The organism is Pseudothermotoga thermarum DSM 5069, from assembly GCF_000217815.1.
In the GTDB taxonomy this organism is placed as follows: domain Bacteria; phylum Thermotogota; class Thermotogae; order Thermotogales; family DSM-5069; genus Pseudothermotoga; species Pseudothermotoga thermarum.
Map to the genome: position 1 here is coordinate 74,616 of NC_015707.1, position 20,625 is coordinate 95,240.

General features: G+C 41.3%; 21 protein-coding genes. 15 read left to right on the top strand and 6 right to left on the bottom strand.

The genetic code is table 11. The annotated features are described in order from the left end of the window. The first annotated feature begins 11 nt into the window (after positions 1-11). From minC to gltX, 10 genes are read left to right on the top strand one after another with little or no spacing between them, the layout of a single operon-like run. Positions 12-644 (top strand): septum site-determining protein MinC, encoded by a 633-nt coding sequence (minC, locus tag THETH_RS00405; RefSeq protein WP_041446478.1) that lies wholly within the window; start codon positions 12-14, stop codon positions 642-644. A gap of 14 nt (positions 645-658) precedes the next feature. After that, positions 659-1,660 carry a M20/M25/M40 family metallo-hydrolase gene (locus THETH_RS00410; RefSeq protein ID WP_013931409.1) on the top strand — a complete coding sequence of 334 codons (1,002 nt, stop codon included), beginning with the start codon at positions 659-661 and terminating at the stop codon, positions 1,658-1,660. A gap of 13 nt (positions 1,661-1,673) precedes the next feature. Continuing rightward, positions 1,674-2,693 carry a M42 family metallopeptidase gene (locus THETH_RS00415; RefSeq protein ID WP_041446333.1) on the top strand — a complete coding sequence of 340 codons (1,020 nt, stop codon included), beginning with the start codon at positions 1,674-1,676 and terminating at the stop codon, positions 2,691-2,693. Continuing rightward, complete coding sequence (locus THETH_RS00420) at positions 2,690-3,694, top strand: M42 family metallopeptidase (RefSeq protein ID WP_013931411.1); 1,005 nt, start codon at positions 2,690-2,692, stop codon at positions 3,692-3,694. The genes THETH_RS00415 and THETH_RS00420 overlap by 4 nt, the downstream gene beginning before the upstream one ends. Positions 3,695-3,696: 2 nt before the next feature. After that, positions 3,697-4,401 (top strand): SPOR domain-containing protein, encoded by a 705-nt coding sequence (locus tag THETH_RS00425; protein ID WP_013931412.1) that lies wholly within the window; start codon positions 3,697-3,699, stop codon positions 4,399-4,401. Continuing rightward, complete coding sequence (locus tag THETH_RS00430; protein WP_013931413.1) at positions 4,398-4,949, top strand: ComEA family DNA-binding protein; 552 nt, start codon at positions 4,398-4,400, stop codon at positions 4,947-4,949. Before THETH_RS00425 ends, THETH_RS00430 begins: the two co-directional genes overlap by 4 nt. Positions 4,950-4,955: 6 nt before the next feature. After that, complete coding sequence (locus tag THETH_RS00435) at positions 4,956-5,438, top strand: OmpH family outer membrane protein (protein WP_245530505.1); 483 nt, start codon at positions 4,956-4,958, stop codon at positions 5,436-5,438. Next, complete coding sequence (lptB, locus tag THETH_RS00440; RefSeq protein WP_013931415.1) at positions 5,435-6,145, top strand: LPS export ABC transporter ATP-binding protein; 711 nt, start codon at positions 5,435-5,437, stop codon at positions 6,143-6,145. Before THETH_RS00435 ends, lptB begins: the two co-directional genes overlap by 4 nt. Further along, positions 6,142-6,669: a TIGR00725 family protein gene (locus tag THETH_RS00445; protein ID WP_013931416.1), complete on the top strand. Its 528-nt coding sequence runs from the start codon at positions 6,142-6,144 to the stop codon at positions 6,667-6,669. The genes lptB and THETH_RS00445 overlap by 4 nt, the downstream gene beginning before the upstream one ends. Continuing rightward, positions 6,662-8,068, top strand: a complete 1,407-nt coding sequence (gene gltX, locus THETH_RS00450) for a glutamate--tRNA ligase (RefSeq protein ID WP_013931417.1) — start codon at positions 6,662-6,664, stop codon at positions 8,066-8,068. The genes THETH_RS00445 and gltX overlap by 8 nt, the downstream gene beginning before the upstream one ends. A 27-nt stretch (positions 8,069-8,095) precedes the next feature. Here gltX and THETH_RS00455 read toward each other — a convergent pair whose 3' ends face one another. Then, the gene (locus tag THETH_RS00455; RefSeq protein WP_013931418.1) at positions 8,096-8,749 is read right to left on the bottom strand and encodes a 4-hydroxy-tetrahydrodipicolinate reductase; all 654 of its coding nucleotides are present in this window, start codon (positions 8,747-8,749) and stop codon (positions 8,096-8,098) included. Continuing rightward, a complete protein-coding gene (gene dapA / locus THETH_RS00460) occupies positions 8,746-9,639 on the bottom strand; it encodes a 4-hydroxy-tetrahydrodipicolinate synthase (RefSeq protein ID WP_013931419.1) in 894 nt (297 codons plus the stop codon). Before dapA ends, THETH_RS00455 begins: the two co-directional genes overlap by 4 nt. Before the next feature lie 380 nt (positions 9,640-10,019). Between dapA and THETH_RS00465 the strand changes: the two genes are divergently transcribed. The 5 genes from THETH_RS00465 (at position 10,020) to THETH_RS00485 (ending at position 15,552) form a co-directional block, all read left to right on the top strand. After that, positions 10,020-11,360, top strand: a complete 1,341-nt coding sequence (locus tag THETH_RS00465; protein ID WP_013931421.1) for an FAD-dependent protein — start codon at positions 10,020-10,022, stop codon at positions 11,358-11,360. 51 nt (positions 11,361-11,411) lie between these two features. Continuing rightward, on the top strand, positions 11,412-13,163 hold the full coding sequence (locus THETH_RS00470) for an NADH-dependent [FeFe] hydrogenase, group A6 (RefSeq protein WP_013931422.1): 1,752 nt from the start codon (positions 11,412-11,414) through the stop codon (positions 13,161-13,163). A gap of 77 nt (positions 13,164-13,240) precedes the next feature. Next, complete coding sequence (locus THETH_RS00475; RefSeq protein WP_013931423.1) at positions 13,241-14,146, top strand: ABC transporter substrate-binding protein; 906 nt, start codon at positions 13,241-13,243, stop codon at positions 14,144-14,146. 145 nt (positions 14,147-14,291) lie between these two features. Beyond that, entirely contained in the window at positions 14,292-14,879 is a 588-nt protein-coding gene (locus tag THETH_RS00480; RefSeq protein ID WP_245530507.1) for an ABC transporter permease, read from the top strand. Continuing rightward, positions 14,863-15,552 (top strand): ABC transporter ATP-binding protein, encoded by a 690-nt coding sequence (locus THETH_RS00485; protein WP_013931425.1) that lies wholly within the window; start codon positions 14,863-14,865, stop codon positions 15,550-15,552. Before THETH_RS00480 ends, THETH_RS00485 begins: the two co-directional genes overlap by 17 nt. Here the strand turns inward: THETH_RS00485 and THETH_RS00490 are convergent. From THETH_RS00490 to nuoE, 4 genes are read right to left on the bottom strand one after another with little or no spacing between them, the layout of a single operon-like run. Beyond that, positions 15,541-16,236 (bottom strand): redox-sensing transcriptional repressor Rex, encoded by a 696-nt coding sequence (locus THETH_RS00490; RefSeq protein WP_013931426.1) that lies wholly within the window; start codon positions 16,234-16,236, stop codon positions 15,541-15,543. The genes THETH_RS00485 and THETH_RS00490 overlap by 12 nt on opposite strands. A gap of 38 nt (positions 16,237-16,274) precedes the next feature. Then, positions 16,275-18,257 carry a [Fe-Fe] hydrogenase large subunit C-terminal domain-containing protein gene (locus THETH_RS00495; RefSeq protein ID WP_013931427.1) on the bottom strand — a complete coding sequence of 661 codons (1,983 nt, stop codon included), beginning with the start codon at positions 18,255-18,257 and terminating at the stop codon, positions 16,275-16,277. 17 nt (positions 18,258-18,274) lie between these two features. Next, on the bottom strand, positions 18,275-20,146 hold the full coding sequence (locus tag THETH_RS00500; RefSeq protein ID WP_041446334.1) for an NADH-ubiquinone oxidoreductase-F iron-sulfur binding region domain-containing protein: 1,872 nt from the start codon (positions 20,144-20,146) through the stop codon (positions 18,275-18,277). Then, the gene (gene nuoE, locus THETH_RS00505) at positions 20,139-20,621 is read right to left on the bottom strand and encodes an NADH-quinone oxidoreductase subunit NuoE (protein ID WP_041446480.1); all 483 of its coding nucleotides are present in this window, start codon (positions 20,619-20,621) and stop codon (positions 20,139-20,141) included. Before nuoE ends, THETH_RS00500 begins: the two co-directional genes overlap by 8 nt. Between the last annotated feature and the right edge of the window lie 4 nt (positions 20,622-20,625).

Sequence of the window (20,625 nt, forward strand, 5' to 3'; positions counted from 1 at the left end):
GGTTGCGAGATCTGATAGATTTCAAGATGACAAAAGAGGGTTTGATTCTTTTGGTTAGGGATTACGAAAGTTTGGAGGAAGTTTTAGAGCAACTTGGCGTGAGAATATCACAAATGAGTGGTTTTTTTGCAAAAGGCGATAAGATCATGTTGATGATCGAAAACAGCGAAAAGCATGCGCCGGATATGCCAAAGATCGTAGCTGCGATACGAAACAGCGGTTTGGAAATTTCTCAGATCCTCGTAGGCTCAGCAGTTGGTGAAAATGTCAACGTGAGCGGCAGAATGAAAATGGTTGAAGAAGGTGACACAAAATCTGGAACGAAAGTTGTAAAGAAGAATTTAAGAAGTGGACAAGCACTCGTTCATCCTGGTGATGTGATCGTCGTGGGAAACGTCCACGCTGGTGCCGAAATAATGGCAGGGGGATCAATAGCGGTTTTCGGACATGTGAAAGGAATTCTCAGGGCTGGTTTGAACGAAGGCGAGCAAGCCATAATAGCTGTTTTGTCGATGCAACCTACGTTGATTCAGATTGCAGGACACATTCTAAGAGAAGTTGGAAGCTATGACGAACCAGTTGTTGCTTACGTTAAAGACAATCGGGTTGTCATCGATAAAGTTAAAGATGTAAAATTTGGCTAGGGGAGTGATCGTGTTTGGATACAAAGATGTTGTTGATGGAACTGACAAAAGTCGATGGACCTTCAGGTTATGAAGATGAAGTGATTTCGCTCATCGAAGAAAAGATAAAACCTTTTGTTGACGAAGTTTGGAGAAACAAAGTTGGTACATTGGTTGCCTTTAAAAAAGGAGAAGGAAAGGAAAAACTTGGAATATTTGCGCATGTGGATGAAGTGGGTTTTGTGATAACGAAGGTCGAGCCTGATGGGTTTGCAAGGCTTGAAACGATTGGTGGTGTTGATCCAAAGGTTCTTTTTGCCCAAAGGATAAAGATTTTTACTTCAAAAGGAATAGCAACGGGTGTTGTGGGCGTTTTGCCTCCACATTTGCAAAAAGAGGAGCACAGAAAATCCGTTCCAAGCTACGACAAAATTTTTGTTGATCTTTCCTGCAGCCCTTTGGCGACTCATGTAAAAGTAGGGAATGTTTGCGTTGTGGAAAGTGAACCAGTTGAACTAAACGGTAAACTGTCCGCGAAGGCTTTGGACGATCGTGCGGGCTGCGCCGCCTTGATACTGGCTGCCGAAATGCTTCAAAGGATTAAAAACAAATCGGATGTTTATTTCATATTCTCCAGTCAAGAAGAAGTTGCAGGACCTGGGGCGGTTTCAATTGCTTACGAGCTAGAACTTCAAAAGGCCATAGTGGTTGACGTCACTCATGCCAACGAAAAGGTACCACAGTTCCCAACTATAAAGCTTTCAGAAGGACCAGCCCTCTGCGTTGGCCCTACGGTGGATAGAGAATTTTTCAGCGCCATTCGCGAGCTTGCTGAAAAGAACGGTGTGCGAATTCAAATAGAACCATCGCCAGGTAGATCCGGAACTGATACAGATGAAATACAGCTGACAAAAACAGGTGTTAAAACCATGCTTGTTTCAATACCGTTGATGTACATGCACACACCAGTGGAAGTTGTTGACCCAAAAGATGTGGAAGAAACAGCGAGACTTTTGGCACTTGCAACGACAATTTAAAGGGGTGAGGGTTTTGTACTTGAAAGAATTGTCGGAACTCGATGGTGTTTCCGGTAACGAAAAGGCTGTAAGAGATTACATAGCAAGTCAAATCAAAGACAAAGTCGATGAGTTTAAAATCGATGTTCTTGGAAATTTGATAGCTTTAAAGAAGGGTACGAAATCAAGAAGAAAAATTCTACTTGCGGCGCATATGGATGAAGTTGGATTCATGGTCACAAACATTGAAGAAGATGGAACTTTGTCTTTTGCACCCGTTGGAGGAGTTGAACCACAGGTTGTGATAGGCAAAAAGGTTCGAATAGAGGGAAAAATCAATGGGGTGATAGGCTACAAAGCGATACATTTACAGAAAAAAGAACAATTGCTCAATCCACCAACTTATGAACAGCTCAGAATTTACATTGGTGCAAAGTCAAAAGATGAAGCATCCAAACTGGTGAAAATCGGTGATTATGTGGCTTTCGCAACAAAATATCTTCAGGAGAACGACAGAGCCACAGGAAAGGCTTTCGACGACAGGGTTGGTTGCTCCGTTCTCATGGATATAATCGATAAAAAAGAAAGGTATGAAGACGACGTTTACTTTGCCTTTTTGGTTCAAGAGGAAACTGGGCTTCGTGGTAGCGCAGTTGTGGTGGAACAGATCTTTCCAGATATCGCAATAGTGATTGAAGGTACAACTGCAGGTGATGATCCAGAACTTCCAAGTTATCAATGGGCAACGCACTTGGGAGATGGACCTGCCATAACTTTCATGCACAGAGGTTATGTGGTGAGCAGAAAAATCTACGAAGCCATTCTGTCAGTTGCAAGAAAGTACGGTATAAAACATCAAGAAAAACGAAGGACTGCTGGTGGAACTGATGCCAGAAGGTTTGCCACAACTGCCTATGGTGTTCCTTCGGGTGTAATTTCAGTACCTGCCAGATACATTCACAGCCCGATTTGCATGATAGATTTAAAGGATTATGAAAATACAGTTTTATTGGTTCAAAAAATACTTCAGGAAGGGGAGGAATTCGCAAAATGATAGATCTTGTGAAAAAACTTACAGAAGCTTATGGGCCAAGTGGAAGGGAAGAAGAAGTTTTAAATCTCATATTGAGTGAACTTGACGGTTACATCGACGGTTACAAGTTCGATAACCTTGGTAACTTGCTTGTCTGGAAAACAGGTTCAAGCGGTAAAAAAGTTTTGTTGGATGCGCATGCCGATGAAATTGGACTAGTTGTTACAAACATCGACGAAAAAGGTTTTTTACGCGTTGAAACGGTTGGAGGTGTTCCACCACATCCGTATGTTGGACAGAGGATAAGATTTCCAAACGCAGTTGGAATAGTCTACGTGGAAGGTGAAACTGTAGAGGAACGCAAGAAGAATTTTTCGAATTTAAACTTTGACAATATGTTTGTTGACATCGGTGCAAAAAGCTATGAGGAAGCGAAGTCAAAAGTACCAATTGGTTCTTTTGGAGTTTACGATTCTTATTTCTTCCAGAATGGAAACCTTCTTGTTTCAAAAGCCATGGATGATAGAATTGGTTGTGCAGTGATAGTAGAAGTCTTTAGAAGGCTTAAGAAGGTGCAAAACACTGTTATAGGGTCTTTCAGCGTACAAGAAGAGGTTGGTCTTGTTGGAGCATCTGTAGCGGCTTATTCTCTTAATCCAGATGTCTGTATAGCCGTGGACGTCACAGATTCTGCCGATTATCCGAAAGCAACCAAGAGACATTCTATGGCTTTGGGCAAGGGGCCAGCGATAAAGATCAAAGATCGTGCTTCCATAAGCAACAGGAAAATAGTCGAAAAATTGATCGAAACCGCGGAGGCTTCGAAGATACCTTACCAAATGGAAGTGTTAATCTTTGGTGGAACAAATGCAGCAGCTTTGCAGAGAACAAGGGCAGGCATTCCGGCGGCGACAGTTTCTATTCCAACAAGGTATGTTCACACCCCAAGTGAAACGGTGTGTTTAGACGATGTGGAACATACCGTTGAACTTTTGATCGAATATTCACAGAAGGGAGTGTAAAGGTGGCGAGGAATCAAATTAAATTGACGGATATTCAGGCTCGCATTCTTGCCATACTCATAATCGTTTTAAGCGTAGGCTTTGTAGCTTTTAGCTTGGCTACTTTCATACTTGTTCAAACGCGTCGAAATGTCAAAGTAGAGGTCATAGAACTTCCCCCGCCGCGTGTAGAAACTCCTTCAGCTGAACTTAAGACTGCCGAGAAAATCGAGACAGTTCAAGCACCTGTATACAAAGTGGAGGTTTTTGATTACAAAAAATTACTCGTAGAATCTGTTGAAGTAGTCGAGCGTGGCGCGGTTGTTTCTGTATACGTCGTAGAACCTGAAGATGCCTTAAAGATTATAAGAGGCTCCAACTTACCTTTTTTGATTCATCAATACGATGACAAAACTTACACTGTATGTGTTCTAGGCGATTACAAATATTCCGACTTGTCTCCATTTAGAACCTTGTACGGTGTGTTGGTCTTTTCAACCACAAATTTCGAAGCGGCATTGCAAAGAGTTATAGCTTTTAGAAGCGCTGGTTATTCGGCATACTTGATGAAATTTCAAAGGGAAGGAAGAACTTGGTATTCGCTTGTTTTGGGAGTGTTTGCAGACTTGAGTTCCGCTGAAACTTACAATTCAAAGCTGAATTGGAACGAAGTAATGAAACTTGCCGGTTCAACAAGGCCAGGGTATGTGGGGCGAATATCGCCGTGAACTTTTCTTTGACCGAGAAAAGAATAATTTTCTTGAGCCTTGTTGGATTGTTTATCCTATTAGGTTTAGCGTTTGAAAAGGCGGAAAGAAAGGCTCAACCAACGCTTGAAACACAGTCGAGATCTTTCGTTGAATTTCCAATTGACATAAACAAGGCTTCCTACGAAGAGCTTTTGGTGTTACCTGGAATAGGTCCTACCAAAGCCAGGGCGATAGTTGAATACAGACAAAAGTATGGACCGTTTGAAAGTTTACCAGATCTGGCAAAAGTTTCTGGTATAGGGAAGAAAACTGTGGAAAGATTGGCAAATTTTGTGAAGATTGAAGGAACGGTTTTCGTTAAAATGGAAGAAAAAAGAAGAATAAATGTCAACATTGCTACACTTGAACAACTTTGCGAACTTCCAGGCATCGGTGAAGTCAAGGCAAGTCAGATAATCAAGTATAGACAAGAGAACGGTCCTTTCAAAAAACCAGAAGATTTGTTGAAAGTTCCGGGGATAGGTCCAAAGACGTTGGAAAAAATCAAAGATTTCATAACATTCTAAGGAGGTATGTGCGTGAAAAAGTTGAATTTACTTCTCACAATCGTTTTGATCGCACTTTTAGTTTTACTCCTTTACGGTGCCACCCAAAGTGGCCCAAGGATAGTCTTTGTCGATGTCAACAGAATAACACAAGAGTATACCAAAATGGTGGAACTGAACAGAAGGTATTCGGCAGATGTGAGTTATTATCAGTCAAAGCTGGATGAGATGAGCAAGGAACTTGAAGAAATGAGAAACCGCGGGGCATCGCAAGCTGAGCTTGAACGAAAGCAAGCTGAAATTTTAGCCCGAAAGCAACAGTATGAGCAGATTTTACAGTCAGAGTACGAGCCTAAGATGAAACAAATACTTGAAGAGATCGCTCAGAAAATAGATAAATACGCGAAAATGATGGGATACGATTACATATTGAACAAAGCCGCTTTGGTTTATGGAGACGATGCGTACGACATCACGAATCAGTTGATAGGCTTTTTGAACGCTCAATGAGAGAGATTCGATGTGTTAATTTAATCAAAAAATACGGCAGAAAGATTGTGGTTAACAACGCATCACTTGTTGTACATCAAGGCGAAGTTGTGGGACTTCTTGGCCCCAACGGTGCCGGTAAAACAACTATTTTCAAGATGATACTGGGAGAAGTTGTACCAACGAGTGGAAAAATCTTTCTCGATGAAATGGACATAACGCACCTGCCGATTTACAAAAGGGCTAGGTTGGGTATAACTTATTTGCAGCAAGAAACATCTGTTTTCAACGGTTTAAAAGTTTGGGAAAATGTTGAGCTGGTGTTGAGATTTCAAAATAAAAATCGTTTTGAGATAAACAAGATGGTCGAAGCTTTACTTAGCGAATTTGGAATAATTGAGTTGAAAGACCAATACGCTATGGATTTATCTGGTGGAGAGAAGAGAAAGTTAGAGCTTGCAAGAATGATGGCTCTCAATCCTGTTTTTTTGCTGTTGGATGAGCCTTTTGTTGGAATCGATCCAAAAACCGTTAAAGATATCCAAAGAATGATAAGAAATCTTAAAGAGAAAAACATAGGTATAATCATCACCGATCACACTGTAGATGCCCTTGCACAAGTTGTTGATCGATTGTACGTTATCCACAAAGGCAAGATAATTGCAGAAGGTGATCCAGAAAGTACCTTGAGTAGTGACATTGTGAAGGAGGTTTACTTGGGAACATGAACGTTGCAGTCGTCGGATACTCAGGAGATATTGACAAATCTCCTGTTAAAGAGCTGGCAGAGAAGGTTTTGGAACTTGGAAGAAGGCTTGCCAAAGAAGGCCATGTGATACTGAACGGGGGAAGAGACGGTGTTATGGAACTTGTTTCAAAGGCTGTAAAAGAGGCTGGCGGAACGGTGATAGGGGTTCTCCCAGCTTTTGAATATGGAAACGATTATTTAACCTTCAGAGTGAAAACTCCTTTTGACAACGTGACAAGGTCTATCGTTTTGATAGAATCGAGTGATGTGGTGGTTTCAGTTGGAGGAGAAGTTGGAACGGCTATAGAAATTTTGCTTGCCTATGCAAAATTCAAACCCGTGATCTTGTTCGTTGGCACAGGTGGTTGGACCGACAGGTTTGCATCAGTCCTTATCGAAGGAAAGTATTTGGACAACAGGAAAAACGTGGAAGTTAGGATAGCTCGCGATGTTCAGGAGGTAATCGATATAATCAACGAGATCGGGAGGATGAAAAATGAGTGAGATACGCCTGAGATTTGCACCAAGTCCAACTGGTTATCTACACGTTGGCGGAGCAAGAACGGCTTTGTTTAACTGGCTGTATGCAAGAAAAATGGGAGGAAAATTCATCCTTAGGATGGAAGATACCGATTTGCAAAGATCTTCCAAAGAGTACGAATTAGCGATAATGGAAGCTTTAAGGTGGTGTGGTATTGACTGGGATGAAGGACCAGATGTTGGTGGTGAATTTGGCCCCTACAGGCAGAGCGAAAGAACAGCCCTTGGAATTTACAAAAATTACGCACAGATTTTGATTGAAAAACAAAGGGCTTACTACACAGTTTACGACAAGCTTGACAACAAAAAACCAATTCTTACAACGTACGATTATCCGAAAGAATATGTTGAAAACGGTCATGATGTGACGATTTCCTTCAAAGTCTTGCCTGGAAAGACGAGGTTCAACGATCTTTTGAAAGGCGAAATAGAGTTTGACAATTCCACAATAGAAGATTTTGTAATGATAAAATCCGACGGTTTTCCAACTTACAACTATGCCGTGGTTATAGACGATCATTTGATGAAAATAAGTCATGTTTTTAGAGGCGAAGACCACGTTTCGAATACTCCCAAACAACTCATGATCTACGAAGCGTTTGGTTGGCAACCACCTCAATTCATGCACATTCCATTGATATTGGGTTTTGATAGAACTCCACTTAGCAAAAGACACGGTGCAACTGCTGTAGAACACTTTAGAACTATAGGAATTTTGAGCAGGGGATTGATGAATTATCTTGCGCTTTTAGGTTGGAGCGTTGAAGAGGAGATCTTCAACGTGAAAGAGAAGATATCTTCCTTTGATCCGTACAAAATTTCAAACAAAGGTGTGATTTTTGATCCGCAAAAGTTGGAGTGGGTCAACGGCAAGCACATGAGAATGATGGACACCGAAGAACTTTGGAATGAATTTGTTGAGTGGATTAAATATACGCAGAAAAGGATCCCTACGTGTGACAAGCAGTACGCTTTGAAAGTCATAAGGATCTGCAGAGAAAAGGTGAACACGCTTTCTCAACTTTACGAAATGTCTTATTCGTTCTTTTTCGATGATTTTGAGTATCAACAAGAATTTGTGAATGAATATTTGAATTCTCCTTATGCTGAACGATTGCTGAAAGCTGCGTTGCTTACTTTCCAACAACTTGAAAATTGGAGTGTTGAGGGCACAGAAAAAGCTTGTCGACAACTTGCTGAACTTCAAATAGCTTCAAAGAACAAAACCTTTCAACTGCTTCGAGGAGCAGTGACCGGTAAACTGGTAACTCCAGGGTTGTTTGAAACGCTTTCGGTTCTTGGAAAACAAAAAGTGATTGAAAGACTTGAAAAAGCTTTAAGCATGGCCAAGGCGACCGTTTGAAGGATCGCCTTGGCCTTTGATTGATTATCATTTGTGAATTTGATCCAGAACCTCTGAGAAGCTGTAGAAACCTCTTGACGCGTTGACTGCGAACTTGGCTGCTTTCAACGCCCCAAGTGCAAATGTTCTTCGCGAAATTGCCCTGTGGTGGATTTCAACAACTTCCCCAGAGTTTGCAAGTATAACGGTGTGATCTCCCGGTATTCCCCCAGCCCTTATTGAAAGCGTTGGAACATCTTTGCCTATAATATTTTTGAGTGCCAATGCAGTTCCAGAAGGAGCATCTTTCTTTTGGTTGTGGTGAGCTTCTAAAATCCATATGTCCCAACCTTCAAGTTGATCCTTTATGAAAGCAAGTATCCTTTTGACCAAATCTATCCCAATGGAAAAGTTTGCTGAGTACACAACTGGGACTATTTCACCAAGCATTTTCAATTCCTGAAGTTGTTGTTGGCTTAGACCTGTTGTGCCAACAACCACTGCACAGTTGAACTCTTTTGCGAGCGAAATCGTTGTCTGCAAAGCACTAGGAGAAGAAAAGTCCAAAATGACATCTGGTCTTGCTGTTATTTCCCTTTCGTTTACGTCTACTTTGACCACAAGTTCATGTCCATCTTCCAAGAAAACTTGTTGCAATTCTTTACCCATTTTACCCTTGTATCCAACTAGACCATACCTCATACCAATACCTCACTTCTCATTTTTTCGACGCATTTTCTGATTTTTTCCATGGTTGCTTCACTTGCCGGAACTAATGGCAGGCGAAGCTCGTTTTCAATCTTTCCCATGACATAGAGCATAGCTTTGACAGGTATTGGATTTGTTTCGATGAACAGCAGTTTTACAACATCCAAAAGTTGATAATGCAACCTTTGAGCTCTTTTGAGATCTCCTTTCAAGGCTGCTTCTACCATTTCCACTGTTTCTCTGGGTAAAACGTTGGAAACAACTGATATCACACCGTGAGCGCCGGCTGCCATCATGTGCAAAGTTCGATCGTCGTTTCCCGACCAAACCATCAGGTTCAGTCCATTTCTTCTTGAAAGCTTGATTATTTCATCCGCTTGGTTTACATCTGGATTAGCTTCTTTAATGCCGACGATGTTGGGAAAATCCCTGGCAAGTCTTACGACGGTTTCAGGCAAAATGTTAACACCAGTTCGAGTCGGAACGTTGTAAATTATTATTGGGATGGAAAGTCTTTCTGCAAGGAACTTGTAATGTTGGTAAAGTCCTTCTTGGGTCGGGCGGTTGTAGTATGGAGTTACCACCAAAACGCCGTCCGCCCCATCTTTTTGTGCAAGAAGTGAAAGATGCAAAGCTTTTCTTGTGTCATTTGAACCTGTTCCAACTATAACTTTTGCTTTACCTTCGCAAAGCTGTTTTGTCAACCTTGTTAGTTGACTTCTTTCTTCTTCCGTCAAAGTGGAACCTTCACCGGTGGTCCCAGCCACAACTATGGCTTTAACTCCACTTTCAAGCTGCCATTTGACCAAAGCTTCGTACGCTTGATAATCCACCTCCCCGTTTTTAAATGGCGTCACGATTGCAGTACAGACACCCTCAAACATAAATCCACCTCCTAAAAACTTTTTTGTTTTTCTCCTGGTTTCACCAGGATCAATTGATTTCTTAAAAAAAGCGGGCTAGTTTTTTACTAGCCCGCTTCTGTCGAACGTGTGGTTGCGTTTATGCAAAAAAGCGCAACCACCACTCGACAGGCGGGCGGTTGCGCTTCTTAATAATTATTATTGTGTTCAATTTGGTTGCAGAAACACCTTTATCAAGGTACTTTTCAAACATAACTCCACCTCTAATAGCAACTTTTTACCATATTTTATACGTGAATATAATCTCTGTCAAGCAGGACTTTCTGAAGTTTTGCAAGTAGGTCATTACACACTTAAGTGGAGTATTATAATTCTTGATACTTCTAGAAACAAGGAGGTGGATGGTTTTGCAAAAACTTGGAATCATCGGATTTGGAGCAAGTGCGATTGGTTTTTTAAAAGGTTTGGTGGACAGTGGCAAGATGGAAAAATATCAAATAGTGATTTTTGAAAAAGGAAAGGATCAGATGCACAACACAATCTCTGGGGTAAGAATGGATGGTAAGATATTCATTTCTCGAAGCATGGGTGGGGAAATCGATGTGCCTTTGGACATTCAAGCCAAGATGGTTGAATTTTACCTTTTGCACTCTGGTTTTAAACCAACAATTAAAAACGAGGGAAATTTCATAGAGTACCTGCGATCTTTTGAAAAGGATGGTAAAAAGATTGAATTCGGTGAATCTTTCGCCGACGAAGAAGTTTATCGGCGCTTTTACCATCAAGGTTTTGAACCTGTCAAAGCTTACTTCTTTCACCTAGGTACAGATATTCTAAAACAAACCAATCAAAGCATTTACGAGTACTTTTCATCCTTCAAAAATGTTGAATTCAGATTTTCCTCAAAAGTGATAGACATTGAAATTGGAACACCTTTCAAAGTGGTGACGGAAAAAGGTGAAGAGTTTTATTTTGACGAGCTTGTCATAGCCGTTGGTAGAAGTGGACACGAGCTTATGGATAGAATCAAAAAGAAATATCCCCACCTTGTCAGCGAGAATTTTTACGTCGACATAGGGGTGAGGTACGAACTTCCAAATCACGTTATGGAGAAATATTGGGATATGTACGAGATAAAGGTTAGATACAAAACCAGAACAGGTTATCTGTGCCGACTTTTCTGCCAAAATCCAGCAGGAAAAGTTACACTTGAGAAGTACGAGGATTTCACAACTGTCAACGGTTTTTCTGATACTTTCGATAAAACCGAAAACACCAACTTTGCAGTTCTTGTGACAACAAGGTTCACCGAACCTTTCAAAGATCCCACAGGCTATGGAAAAAACCTGGCAAAATTGGCAAATATTCTAGCTGGTGACGACAGAAAGGTTCTTCTGCAAACTTATGGAGATTTCAAAGAATACCGAAGGACAAAGCGACTTGGCAGGGTTCGGCCAACTTTGGACGAGAGAAGTTATATTTTGGGTGATGCAAACTTGGTTTTCCCTGCAAAGATTCGAGAATCGATAATTGATTTCGTCGAGAACTTGGACAAAGTCATACCAGGTGTTGCTTACTGGGACAACTTGATATATGCCGTTGAGGTTAAGTTTTACTCAAACAAATTCAACAACAACTTGGTAAGCGGTCTTCATGTCGTGGGAGATTGCTCTGGTTGGACAAGATCAATTCAATACGCAACCTCGATGGGTTATCTGCATGCGATTTCATCTGGCGGTTGAGTTGTGGTATAATGTTTGTGAAATCTTAGACAAAGAGGAGGGCTGCTGGTTATGACAGTAAAAGTGTTTATAAACGGAAAGCAGTACGAAGTTCCAGCAAACTCTACGGTATTGGAAGCTTGCAATCTTGCAGGCGTTTATGTACCAACGTTGTGCAACCATCCAAGGCTTGAACCAACTGGTGCTTGTCGAGTGTGTGTAGTAGAGGTCGAAGGAAGCAGGAACCTTCAGCCAGCTTGTGCAACAAAAGTAGCTGATGGTATGAGGATTATCACAAGAAGCGAAAGAGTTGAAAGAGCTGTTAAATTCAACCTTTCTTTGCTTTTATCAAGACATCCAAAAGACTGCATGACGTGTGAAGTTAACGGAAGATGCGAATTTCAGGACTTGATTTATCGTTACAACATAAAAGACATCTTTGGTGGCGAACAACCATTGAGCAAGGTTTACGATGATAGCTCTCCAGCTATTATCAGAGATCTTGAAAAATGCATTGTTTGTGGACGATGCGTCAGAGCATGTTCAGAGCTTCAAGGTATGGATATTTATTCGATGGTTGACAGAGGTTTTGAAAGTCTGCCGCAAACTGCTTTTGAAATGCCAGTCTATGATACGGACTGTATAGCCTGCGGCCAATGCTCTGTCTTCTGTCCAGTTGGAGCCATCACGGAAAATAGCCAGGTTAGAAAAGTCTTGGAAGAACTTGAAAAGCATGACAAGGTTCTTATTGTTCAAACTGCTCCAGCTACAAGGGTTGCACTTGGTGAAGAGTTCGGGCTAGAACCAGGAAGCATTTCAACTGGGAAAATGGTTGCTGCCTTAAGAAGACTTGGTTTTGACTACGTGTTTGATACAAACTTTGCCGCTGACCTTACCATAATGGAAGAAGGTTCTGAATTTTTGGAAAGACTCAAAAATGGTGGACCATTTCCAATGTTTACCTCCTGCTGTCCTGCTTGGATAAACATGATGGAAAAATTGTATCCGCAATTCATACCTAATGTCTCGAGTGCAAAATCACCGCATCAAATGCTTGGAGCCGTTGTAAAGACATATTTTGCAAAGAAAATAAACGTTGATCCAAAGAACATCTTTTTGGTTTCAATAATGCCTTGCACGGCAAAGAAAGACGATATAATCAGACCACAGCACATGATTAACGGTGTACCCGCAGTTGATGTTGTTTTGACGACAAGAGAACTTGCAAAGTTGATTAAAATCAAGAAGATACCATTTGCAACCTTGCCCGATGAGAATTACGACGATCCACTTGGAGAATCCACCGGTGCTGGTGCTATTTTTGGCGTGACAGGTGGAGTTATGGAAGCAGCACTAAGAACCGCGTACGAGCTTGGGCTTGGCAAACCTCTTGGAAAAATTGAGTTTGAAAGCGTTCGAGGTCTTGAAGGAATAAAAGAAGCAACCATTGACTTCAATGGCAAGAAACTTAAGGTTGCTGTAGCCCACGGTGGTTTGAACGTAAGAAGACTTTTGGACAAAATTGTTGCCGGAGAGGTATATTACGACTTTGTTGAAATTATGGCATGTTCAGGTGGATGCATCGGTGGAGGAGGACAACCAAAGAGCTTGGACAAAGATGTGCTGGTCAAAAGGATGAAAGCAATATATACCATCGACGAGCTGAGTGTAATCAGAAAGTCACACGAAAATCCTTCGATAAAGAAACTTTATCAAGAGTTCTTAGAACATCCTTTGAGCCATGTGGCGCATGAAACGCTCCATACCACTTACATGGATAGATCAAAAAAGAAAGGCAAAGTCGAAGTTTTAGAACACGTTTAAGGCAAAAATATTCGTTCGTTTAGAAGGCGAGACTTATGTCTCGCCTTCTTTAAAGTAAAAATAAGGAGGTGACGTAAATGAAAAAGTTTTTTGTGCTGACTTTGATAGTTATAACTTCAATAACTATAATAGCTGCGAATGTTTTGATACCAGTTGGACCTACAGTATTTGCCTTTGTTGGGTTGCTTGAAGGAAAAATTACAAGTGAAATTCCTTTGAAAATTGATTTTTGGAGAAGCCTTGATCAAGTGAACGCACAGTTGATTGCCGGAACAGCTGATGTTGTGGTTCTTCCGGTTTCAATAGGAGCTTCTTTGTACTCAAAAGGTTTAGGCTTAAAACTTGGTGGGGTTTTCCTTTGGGGAGGATTTTACATCGTTAGCAAGGAACCTTTGTCATCTGTAGATCAGCTTTCAAGCAAAGAAATCTACACACCGCAAGGAAAAGGTCAAACAGGTGATATATTGATTCGCATGCTCATTAGTAAGTATAACTTGCAAAACGTATCGATAAAATACCTTGCTCAAACGGAAATAGTTCCTTTGATGAGTGCAGGGAAAGCCTCAATAGCAGTGTTACCAGAACCTTTTGTGACAATGGCTTTAAAATCAGCAGGTGCACAGATAGCTTTTGATTTGCAGAAACTTTGGTTCGAAATGACAGAGCTAAGCGAAGAAGTTCCGATAACTGGAATTTTCATCAGTACAAAAGTTGAGCCTTCGCAAGCAGTGAAGATTTTGCAAGCTATATCAAGTTCTTTGAAATATGCGCTTGAAAACAAGAATGAAGCTTGTCAACTTTCAGCTAAATACCTTGGTGGTATTGGACAAGACGTCCTTTTACAGTCTTTGTCAAGGACAAAATATGAATATCGTTCTGCAAAGGAATCAAAACAAGCTGTTTTGACTTATCTTAAGATAGTAACAGAGATAGAACCATCTGTTCTTGGTAAACTTCCCGATGACGACTTTTTTGCGTATTAAGTGGTTTCTTCTAGGGTTAGCAGTAGTTTTAATTGCTTGGTTTGCAATTTCAAATTTTTTGATACGCTCCCCGTTTATTTTTCCAGGACCAGATCTTGTTTTTAAAGAAATGTGGGAACTTGCAAAAACCGGGGAGCTTTTTGTTTTGCTGTTCAATACTTTTGCGAAGGCAATTTTAAGTCTTTCGTTGGCTTTACTGGTTGGCACACTTTTGGGTTTTCTGATGGGAATTTTCAACTGGTTCAACCTTATGTTCAAACCACTTGCCATGGTTTTAAGGTCAGTTCCAATCGTTTCTTGGCTTTCGACGGTATTGTTTCTATGGGGAATTGGATGGCGCAGCGTTGTTTTTATCGTTTTCATGACACTGTTGCCGCAGATTATGTTCAACGTTGCTGAAGGAGTAAGAACAATCGATGTAAAGCTGGTGGAAATGGCGAAAGTTTACAATGTTCCAAAAAGGAAGGTTTTCAAAACGATCTACATGGGCTCGTTAGTGCCTTTCTTGGTATCGGCAATCAACGTCAGCATAGGTACAATGTGGAAATCTGCCATTGTTGCAGAGTACTTACTCGGTGGAACTGGACTTGGTGTTCGAATCCAAGAAGCGAAGTTTTTCATCAACACTCCGAGGGTTTTTGCATTAACTTTGAGCGCAGTTTTTGTGGGACTTGGGTTGGAATTTGTTTTCTCATGGCTTTGGGAGAAAAAGTTGTATGGAAAAAGTGGTTAGTTTGATAAATGTTTCAAAGAGTTTTGGAAAATTAAAGGTACTTGAAAACGTCAATTTGACCATACGCAGTAAAGATGCTATTGCCGTGGTCGGAAAATCCGGTTGCGGCAAGACTACTCTTTTAAGGTTAATAGCCGGTCTTGAAACTCCGACGACTGGATACATAGAGAGAAACTATTCGAAGCTTGGATACGTTTTTCAAGAAGACCGCTTGATAGCCTGGAAAACAGTTTACGAAAACCTGGCTTTTGTCTGCGAAGATGAGGTGAAAATAAGGGAAGTCCTTGATTTAGTCAAGCTAAAGGATTTTGCCTTTTATAAGCCACACCAACTCAGCGGGGGAATGAGACAAAGAGTTAATCTTGCCAGGGCTTTGGTTTATCAACCGCAGCTTTTACTGCTGGACGAACCATTTCAAAGTTTGGACCTTTTGACAAAGGTGAGTCTTGTTGAAGAACTTTCGGATATTTTCAAAAAACTTGATGTTACCTATATCATCGTTACTCATGATGTTAGAGAATCCGTTACCCTTGCAAGGAAGATATACGTTCTTGCCGGATCACCTGCAACGATTGTGGATGAAATAGAGGTAGAAAAAGATACCAATTTTCTCGACGTGGAACAACGAATCTGTTCAATCATAGCAAAGTACGAAAATCAATCACTCTTGTGAAGTATACGCATTCGATGCTTCTGATTTTTGGAAAACCTTAGTATCAACCAGTCTTTTCAACATCAGCAAAGAACTTGTCAAATCTGCATCGACAACTATTACGTTCTCCGGTACAGCTAGTTTAACGGGCGTAAAGTTCCATATACCGACTATTCCATTTTCAACGAGTAAATCGACTACTCTTTGGGCATCCTTCGGCAAGACGCACACCGCAGCAATTGAAACGGAAAATCGTTTAATAACCCTCCTTAGTATATCTGGTTCTAAGCTCAAAATCACTAGATCTTCAACGAATTTTCCAGCATTTTCAGGATTGTTGTCAAATATAGCAACCACTCTCACACCACAGGATGAAAAACCATCATAAGTAACAAGAGCTTGACCTAATCTGTTTCCTCCAACGACTATTATGTTCAGGTTTCTTTTCACAGCAAAAGTTTCGTCCAACTCTGTAAGAAGAGCAATTCTGTTGTATCCTTTTTTCTTTTGCCCATTTATCTTCAAATACATGAAATCGCGTCTTACAAGATCGCTGCTGACGCCTGCAAGCTTTGCTATCTCTTCTGATGTAACGTATTCACAGTCTAAATTGAGCAATATTTTTCGATATTCTTTAAGTCTTTCCAAAACGACGTATGGTATGTAAATCATAGCAACACCTCTCAGATTTTTCAACAAAGTCACCGGGGAACCCCCGGTGACTTTACAAACCTCATTTTACTTCACACCGTTTGCTTTTTGGTTTTGGCAATTTGTTTTACAGCTTCGATGACTTTGTTCAGGTTGGCTTCACCGATGAGAATATCTTCTACCATCACATTTGGAGCTTTTCCGCAGTTTTCGAAACAGAATGTTCCTTTGATTTCAAGGTTTTTCGCCCACTCTTCTTTGTCTGCCAAAGATATGAGAGTGTTCAAAAGATCGTAAGAACCTTTCATGTAACAAGAAGTTCCAAGACAAACTTTAACCGATATTTTTTCATCTTCTTCCAGTGGAAGCGGTAATATGTCTATTTCCGTTTCCGTTACCCTTTTTCTATGTCTGTAAGTTGTGTGCAGCGTTTCATGTGCTTCGTGACTTAGCGGTTTTTCGAAATATTTGTTGTAAAGTTCTAGCATGTGATAGTTCTCCGTTGGGGATATCAAAACATCGGTACCCACTATGGCTTTGTGCAATTTTGCTCTGTGTTCTCTTACCCTTGAATCGTTTGGATAAGGTTGTCCACCGCCGCCTATACAACCGTAGCTGCAAGCCATAACTTCCACTATATCCGCTTTTAGTTCTTCGTTTTTGATCTTTTCAATAACTTTCTTTGTGTTTCCAAGGCCCGAGACAGCTATTCCATAGATTTTTCTGCCATCGTTGAGTTCAACGGTTGTCAAAGCTACGAATTTTTCGAGTTGTTGCTGCGTGACGTTTTTGACGATTCCTTTGCTTTCGATAACACTCACGACACTTCCAAGAACGCCACCGACTTTTCCAAAGCTTATTCCACCCTGGGAGGACAAGCCGTATGGTCTATCGAACGGCATCGGTTCAACTGTTTTGATGTTTATCCCAGTTGACTTTATGAAAAGCGCAAGTTCTCTTGTTGTAAGAACAACGTCAACTATACCTGCGTGTTCTTCTCTCTCCGCTTCGAATTTTTTGGCTGTACATGGCATTATGGAAACCAAGCAGATATCTTCCAGTCTTACACCGATTTCTTTTGCATAGTATTTCTTGATGACTGTTCCAAGAGCTTGCTGCGGCGATTTCACACTTGAAATGTGACTCAAGTACTCTGGGTAAAATTGCTCGGCAAATTTCACCCAAGCGGGGCAACAAGACGTAAACAGCGGAAGTTTCTCGCCTTTTTCAATTCTTTCAAGAAACTCGTGTGCTTCCTCGTAGGCAACAAGGTCTGCCGCAAAGGACACATCAAACACCTTTTTGAATCCGACCATTTTAAGGATCGATACCAATCTGCCCGCTGTCACGTAATCATCGCCGAGATCAAATTCTTCTTGAATGGCTGACCTTACGGCTGGTGCTATCATGCCAATTACGTATTTACCTTCTTTGAGTGCTTTGTAGACTTTTTCAACGTCATTTCTGAACGTCAAAGCTCCTGTTGGACAGTAGGCTGCGCACTGCCCGCAAAAAACACACTCGGTGTTTGCAAGCTTTTCTTCAAAAGCTGGGACAACTTGTGCTTCAAAACCTCTGTAGGCAAAATCAATTGCAGCAACTCCTTGAATTTCTTCGCATGCTCTCACACAGTCGCCGCACAGTATGCACTTTGAGTTGTCTCTGATTATCGGTGAAGAATAATCGATGATGTTGTTTTTAGAAAGTTTTTCAAACCTAACTTCTCTTATGCCAAATTCTTCAGCGTACTTTTGAAGTTTGCAATTTCCGTTTCTTTCACAAGTTGTACAATCTCTGTTGTGCGAGGCAAGCAAAAGTTCAAGTATGGCTCTTCTTAGTTCATAAATTTCGGGAGTGTGAGTTTTTACAACCATTCCCTCTTTCAAAGGAGTTGTACAAGCCGTGACTATGTTGCCATCCACTTCAACCAAGCACATTCTGCAGGCGCCAAAGATCGAAGCTTCAGAAAGATAGCACAAATTTGGTATTTCAATTCCAACTTCTCTCAAAGCTTCCAATAAGTTTCTTGCGTTGTTGTTGACAGTTATTTCTTTTCCATTGACAATTATTTTCATCGATAAACACCTCCAGGTCAGCTAACCAATTCTATAGCTTTGAATTTGCATTTCGTGACGCATACTCCACATTTGATGCACTTTTCTTGATCGATTACATAAGGCTTTCCTCTTTCGCCACTTATTGCACCTTGTGGGCAAGATCTTGCGCATAGACCGCAGCTTTTGCAAAGCTCTGGCTTGATGACGTATTTTCGGAAAGCCACACACATTCCGCTTGGACATTTTCCTTCGATGTGTGCAATGTATTCGTCTTTGAAGTACTTCAAAGTGCTCAAAATTGGATTTGGAGCTGTTTTTCCAAGCCCACAAAGCGAAGCGGTTTTGATCACCCTCGCAAGAACGCTTAAGTTTTCCAGATCTTTGTAACCGGCCTTTCCCTGTGTGAATTTCTCAAGAATTTGGTAAGCCTGCATTGTACCTTCACGGCAAGGTACGCATTTACCACAGGATTCTCTTCTTGTGAAATCTAGGAAGAACCTTGCAACCTCGACCATACATCTATCTTCTGTTATGGCTACGATACCACCCGAACCAACCATGGCATCAACGGATTTCAAAGTGTCGTAATCCAGGGGTAGATCGAAGAATTCTTCCGGTAGACAAGCACCGGATGGTCCTCCGATTTGTACAGCTTTGAGCCTGAGACCGTTGGATGTTCCACCGCATATGTTGTGTACGATGTGTCTTAAGGTCGTTCCAAATGGAACCTCGATGATTCCCGTGAGCTTCAAAGGACCAGTTACTGAGAACATCTTGGTTCCAGGTGAATTTTCAACCCCGTTTCTTCTGTATTTTTCAACACCATCTCTTATTATCCTTGGAACATTTCCATAGGTTTCAACGTTGTTTATCAACGTTGGATAACCCCGCAAACCTGAAATTGCAGGATATGGAGGTCTTGGTCTTGGAACGCCTCTTTTACCTTCAACAGATGCAAGCAAAGCTGTTTCTTCACCACAGACAAAGGCTCCAGCACCTTCTTTCACTTCAAGGTCAAATGAAAAACCTGTACCAAGAATGTTTTCACCAAGAAGCCCGAGCCTTCGTGCATCTTCAATGGCTTTGTTGAACATTTGAACGGCTATTGGATACTCTGCCCTTATGTATGCGTAGCCCTTTTGAGCACCGACTGCGTAAGCTGCTATGATCATGCCTTCAAGGACAAGGTGCGGATCTCTTTCAAGAAGGGTTCTGTTCATGAATGCTCCTGGATCGCCTTCGTCGGCGTTGCACACGATGAATTTCTTTTCTCCTTTGGCGTTGTAAACGTATTCCCACTTTAAGCCAGTCGGAAAACCTCCGCCACCCCTACCTCTCAAACCACTTTTCTTTATTGTATCGATTACATTTTCTCTGCTCATGGAAGAGAGCACTTTGGCAAGCGAGGAATATCCACCCCTTGCCATGTAGTCCTCGATACTTTCGCATTCACTTGTTCCTATAGCTTCCATTATGTAGAATGTTTGGTTTTTAAAGAACGTGGCATCCTCCAGTCTTTGTACCTTTTTTCCAGTTATCGGATCGGTGATCAAAAGTCTTTCAACTATTTCTTTGTTAACAAGGGTTTTTTCGACGATCTCTTCGACGTCTTCCACTTTCACACGAGAATACACGTATCCTTCGGGCATTATCTTCACAAGTGGACCAAGTGAGCATAGCCCGCAGCAGCCAGTTTTTCTGACATCCTCGTGTTCATCTTTAACGACCTTTACGTTGAGGTTCTTTTCCCCTATAACTTGAAGGAATTTTTCGTAGACCTTTCTAGAACCGTTTGCAGTACAACCTGTACCAACGCAGACGTAGACAGATGGTCTTTGAAGTTTTTCTTCCCTTATTCTTTTAAGTTCCTCAATCCTAGCAAGAAGTTCGGCAGGACTCTTAAACATTTTCATCATCCTTCCTTTCTTTGTATTTTCTTATTATTTCTTTTGTTTTTTCAGCGTTTAGGTTTCCATAAACCTCTCCGTTTATAACCATTGCCGGTGCGAGTGCACAAGCTCCAAGACAACCGACTTTGTCAACGCTGAATTTAAGGTCCTGCGTTACCTCTCCTGGCTTTATTCCAAGTTCTTCTTCAAGTGCTTTGAGAACGGACATAGAGCCTTCCATATGACACGCTGTTCCGTCGCAGACTAATATGGTGTACTTTCCTTTTGGTTTAAGCGAAAATTGAGCATAAAAAGTTGCAACTCCGTAGATCTTCGCGGGTGGTACACCAAGAGCCACACCGATGTAGTTGACCACGTCCTTTGGAATGTGCCTGTACTCTTTTTGAACATCGAGAAGAATCTTTACAAGGTTTTCCTTTTTGCGTCCATGCCTTTGGATGATCTCTTCTACCTTTTCGAAATTTCTCGTCAAAGCC